The sequence below is a fragment of the Synechococcus sp. H60.2 genome (genome assembly GCF_047462315.1).
GTDB lineage: Bacteria > Cyanobacteriota > Cyanobacteriia > Thermostichales > Thermostichaceae > Thermostichus.
The window spans coordinates 1-4,540 of sequence record NZ_JANSIZ010000118.1; the positions used below are offsets into that span (position 1 = coordinate 1).

Annotated in this window: 3 protein-coding genes; all 3 read right to left on the reverse strand. The window is 60.9% G+C overall.

What is annotated here, in order from left to right; all coding sequences use genetic code 11:
• Positions 1 to 369: 369 nt before the first annotated feature.
• The 3 genes from NW845_RS12360 to NW845_RS12370 all read right to left on the reverse strand — a co-directional run bounded on the left by NW845_RS12360 (position 370) and on the right by NW845_RS12370 (position 4,339).
• Entirely contained in the window at positions 370 to 2,193 is a 1,824-nt protein-coding gene (locus NW845_RS12360; protein WP_414378743.1) for a glycosyltransferase family 39 protein, read from the reverse strand.
• Positions 2,194 to 2,365: 172 nt separating this feature from the next.
• Entirely contained in the window at positions 2,366 to 2,626 is a 261-nt protein-coding gene (locus NW845_RS12365; RefSeq protein WP_414366681.1) for a DUF6761 family protein, read from the reverse strand.
• Between the two features lie 84 nt (positions 2,627 to 2,710).
• Positions 2,711 to 4,339, reverse strand: a complete 1,629-nt coding sequence (locus NW845_RS12370; RefSeq protein ID WP_414378744.1) for a CocE/NonD family hydrolase — start codon at positions 4,337 to 4,339, stop codon at positions 2,711 to 2,713.
• Positions 4,340 to 4,540: the final 201 nt, after the last annotated feature.

Here is a 4,540-nt window from a genome sequence, read left to right on the forward strand (position 1 = left end):
GGCAGAAGAAGAGACAAAAGCTCTGCTGTCAAGCGGGTGAGGAAACCCCACCCGCCTGCGCGGTGGGGTAGTTCATAGTGTACGGCGAAATTTTTTGGGATTTTTCTGGAGGTTGACCGCCACACCGAGCACTATGTGGATTTGGCACTGCAACACGCCCGTCGTTTCGCCAGATGGCCGGGCCCTGCTGCTCCGGCCTAAGCCTACCCTTCAGCAGCGGGGATCCCTTTTTGAGGGCCGCGTGGGTCACCCCGCTGGGATGGATGTAGGGCGCAGCCCCTCTCCCTAATCCACGAGGGTGGCACAAGGAGGCAACGGCAAGGGGTATAGCTGACTCAAAGCCCAGTCGGCTACCTAGAGAGAGCAGCGCTAAGGATCCGCTACTTCAAAAGCCCACAACCCCCGCTCAGCCGGGATCCGATGCAACTGTCCCTGGGGAAAGCGCTGCTGCAGCGCTGCCCCTTGCTGATTCCATACCTCCTCGTTCAGGAACAGGGTAAATGGCGGCTGGAGATCTTGGGTGGGCAACGCCTCAGGGGAAAAGACCTGCACCTCCTGTCCCGAGCCGGCAAAAAACTGGATCCAACTCTGCCAATAGATGGGCTCTCCCCAGCTGAAATAGGGGTAGGCGGCGCTGGCAGCCAAGTAGAAGCGGTAGTCGGGATCCCCTTGTCGGGCCGCCACGTAGCGCCCGGTGGCTCCCACATCGTTGCCCTGGGTCCAGCCCTTGTGGACAAAATCTCCAAAAATCGCCAAGTTCCATCCGCCAATCAACAGCATCGCCCCCGCCATCGCCACTGCCGGCAGCCACTTCCTCCCTGGGGATCCCCAACGCTCCAGGAGACCGGCCAGCGCCTGGATCCCTTCCAGAGTTAGGTAGGCTACAAAGGGCAGGATTACCAGCAGGCGGGTGTAGTTGGGGGCTTTGGTGATGGCCAAGCTAAAGAGCAGGTAAAGAAACAGGAAACTGCCCATACAAAGCCAGTCGTGGGGCTGGCTACGCCCCTTGCAGAGGCGGTAGAGGCCAGATCCCAGCCCCAGCCAGATCAAAACCCCCGTCAGCGGATCCACAAAGGCATGGCCGTAGTTGGGGTAGATGTAGCCCCGGTCGTGCTGGCTGGGATCGTTGAACATGCTTAGGCCATTGCGGATGTTGCGCCACACCGCCTCTGCCAGCGTAGCCGCATTGACCCACCTCTGCTGCAGCGCCCGCCCTTCCGGGAAAAAGAGAAATTGCTGGCGGGCATACTCGGCGCTTTCTGGGGGGGCGGTGGCAGTAGCCACCAGAATGGGCGCAGCCACCAGGAAAAACCCCAGCGCCGCCGGCACGGTTAGCTTGGCCAGAGTCCAGAAGGGGTTAACCTGCTTATCCCCTCCTTGCAGCTCCTCCCGGCCCAGGAGCAGGTAGAGGCCGCCAAACAGCAACCCCAACAGGATCACCACCCGCCCCGGCAGATAGCCGTAGAGGGAGAAGGCCGCTGCCCCTCCCCCCAAATACAAAAGCAGGGGATTTTTTTCCCGCACGCCCTTTAAGAGCAAGGCTAGCGCTGCACACTCCACCAGCACAATCAGATTCTCCCGCATCGCCATGCGGCTGATGCCTAACAAGGCGTGGTTGGATCCCAGGAGGGCCGCTCCTGCCAAGGCCAGCCGGGGGTTCCAGAACGACCGAAAAAACCCATAGGCCACCAGAATGGTGACAACCCCGAAGGCGGCATGCACGGTGCGCACATTCACCAGCGTGACTCCCCCCATCAGCCGCGTCAGGCCGCCAAAGAGGCTGAACAGGAAGCGGGGGAAATAGAAACACTCCGGCATCAGCCCAAAGATATCGGGGTAGCGCACCCCTGAGGCCCGCCGTGCCATGGAGGTGATGACAATCTCGTCGGTGTTGATTTGAAAAGGGATGTTGGCCAGGTCGTAGAGGTAGATGGGGGCAAAAACCAGCGCCAGCAGCCCCAGGTGCAGCAGCTCCTGACGCCAGCGCAGCCGCGTCGGATCCCAAGGGAGCTGAGCCGGAGGAAACTGGGCCACATACAGCCCCACCAGCAGGATGCTTAGCAGCCAGATACCCATCTGCAGTACGTGGTAGCCAAACACCCCGTACCAGAGGGTCAGGGCTATTCCCAAGCCCAGGCCGGATCCCAGCAGAGCCGGACGCCGGGAAGTTGCCAGGGTATCCCAAACTGCCATAGAACTGAGAGGAATCGACTGCTCTCAGCCTACCAGGCCCAAGTTGTTCTCAAAACCGCCCTACCCCCAGCTTCTCTCCCGAAGGACGGGAGAAAGACCCCAAGGCTAGAGAACTTAGGAATTGAGGCTGCGGCCTACCGGTCGCAAGGATTGCCAGCAGGGATCCCCAAAGTTAGTAGCCCCGCATCCTCTCCGTCTCCCGCTCCAGTTCCGGATCCATGAAGTTGGACGGATCGTAGAGGAAGCGGTTGACCTCATCTTCGAGGCGGTAAATCTCAAAGGGCTCCAATTGTTTGCCAGTTCGCAAGGCCAGCAGGTAACCGTCCACCAGCAGCCTTAGCTCGTCAGTGCGCTGATAGCCGCGATGCCAACTATCCACCAGCGCGTCGGTTAGAGCTTGATAGTGCCGGATTAGCTTTGGGTCTTGCAACATGGCGCTCCCTTGCCCCACCTGTTCCCATCCTAGCGTTTGATTTTCGTTTGCTAGACAGAGATTACAAAAGCGGGAGAGGCAGCACTATTCCTCAAGAATGGGCAAGGTTAACCGCGAGGGCGTGTTGCCGCCGCTGTGAAGAGTAAGGGTGAGAATGCGGGCCTCGATGAGCCGCTCTTCTCGCATCCCCGTACCTGTATTGACGGAGTAGGCCGGGAAACAGGCCGCACTGAGGCTGAGACGCAGGGCGTGGCCACGGGGAATGCGGATACAGGTAGGCTGACAGGGGATTGAGATGGGGGCATTGGGCTGGGGATCCTGCAGACGACGGTAGCCCTGGGAAAAGTTGTACACCTGGCCGTCCGGCCTGACCACGGAGAGCACGGCGCAGAGATCCAAGCTGGGGCTGTCGGCTTCGACGTAGAGCTCTGCCGTGATATCCCCCGCCAGGAGGAGGTCGGTTTCCAGAGGGGGAGTGGTGTAAGTGAGAACATCGGTGCGGCAGTCGAGGGCAGAGCGCTCTTGCGGCCCGGCAGGATAAACCAGGTGACCCCCCAGGGCTGGCACCGGTCGCCAGGGATCGTGAACAAAAGTATCCGACTGTTGCCTCAGTGGGGGTTCCGGGCGGAGGGATCCCTCAAGTTCGGAGAGGGCAGCCAGGCCGGTGCTGTGCAGGTAAAAAGCTTTTGGCTCCGGGGTGGGCCAGGCCTCTAAGCTGCGCCAGCGGTTGGCTCCCATCTCGAATAGGCGCACCGGCGGCTCCTGGAGGATCCCGGTGTCCTTGCCTTTGAGGAACTGGTCAAACCAGCGCACCTGCAGCCGATCGATGGGGCTGACGGCCTCGGGGCCAAAGTCCAGCGCCCCCACCCTGCGCCCCCACGGCAGGTGGGCCCAGGGCCCCACAACCAGGTACTGAGGGTTGCGGCTGCGGGCACTCATCTCCTTGTAGAGGCGCAGGCTGCCACTCAGGTAGCTGTCAAACCAGCCGCCAATGTGCAACATCGGCAGATCCACCACCTCTAGCCGAGGGGAGAGCTGGCGCCAGTAGTCGTCGGGTTCGCTGTGCTCCAGCCAGTCGAAGTAGTAGGACTGGGGCGCGTATTGCTGCAGCACGCCCGGCTTGAGGGGGATGGGATCGTAGAGGGGCAAGTTGCGGGAGGCTTTGAAGAGGGCCTGGTAAGCGTTGGCCTCTCCCCGCCGGCGGGCTCCCTCAGCTTCCAGTTGCAGCGCCCAACTGAGGTTGTTGGAGAAGGTAAAGGCTCCCCCCGGGTAGGCGGCATCGGCGTAGAGATCGTAGGGCAGCATCGCCGGGCAGAGGGTTTTCAAAGCACTGGGACGGCTGGAGGCGGCATAGAGTTGGGTCATGCCCTGGTAAGAAAAGCCGTACATGCCCACCACACCGTTGCTCCCTGGCAAAGCAGCCGCCCAGTTGACCGCGTCAAACCCATCTTCAGCTTCGTGGCGGAAGGGGTAGAAGGAGCCCTTGGAGGTGCCCCGTCCCCGCACATCCTGGATGACCACGATATAGCCATGGGCCGCATACCAGCGCGGATGGGCGTACACCACCGTCGAGGCAATGGCCCGCCCGTAGGGCTGCCGCATCAGCAAGACCGGGTAGCTCCCCCCGCCTTCTGGGCGATAGACATCCGCATCCAGTTGGATCCCGTCGCGGGTGAACATGGAAACGGTTTCGCGGGGGCGCACAGGCAGCATGGTTGGGTAAGGTCAACGAAATTTGCCGAAGAACTAGGCACAGGGATCCCTGGAGAGCTCTTCGATAGAAAATTCCGGGAGATAGAAGCATTTTAACGTAAGTGCGGAATTCCCCACCGTATAGACGGTGGGGAGGGATAGCACCCTCTGACTGATTCTGGATGTATTGCTTCACAATTTCTAGGGAGCAAATCATGCCAA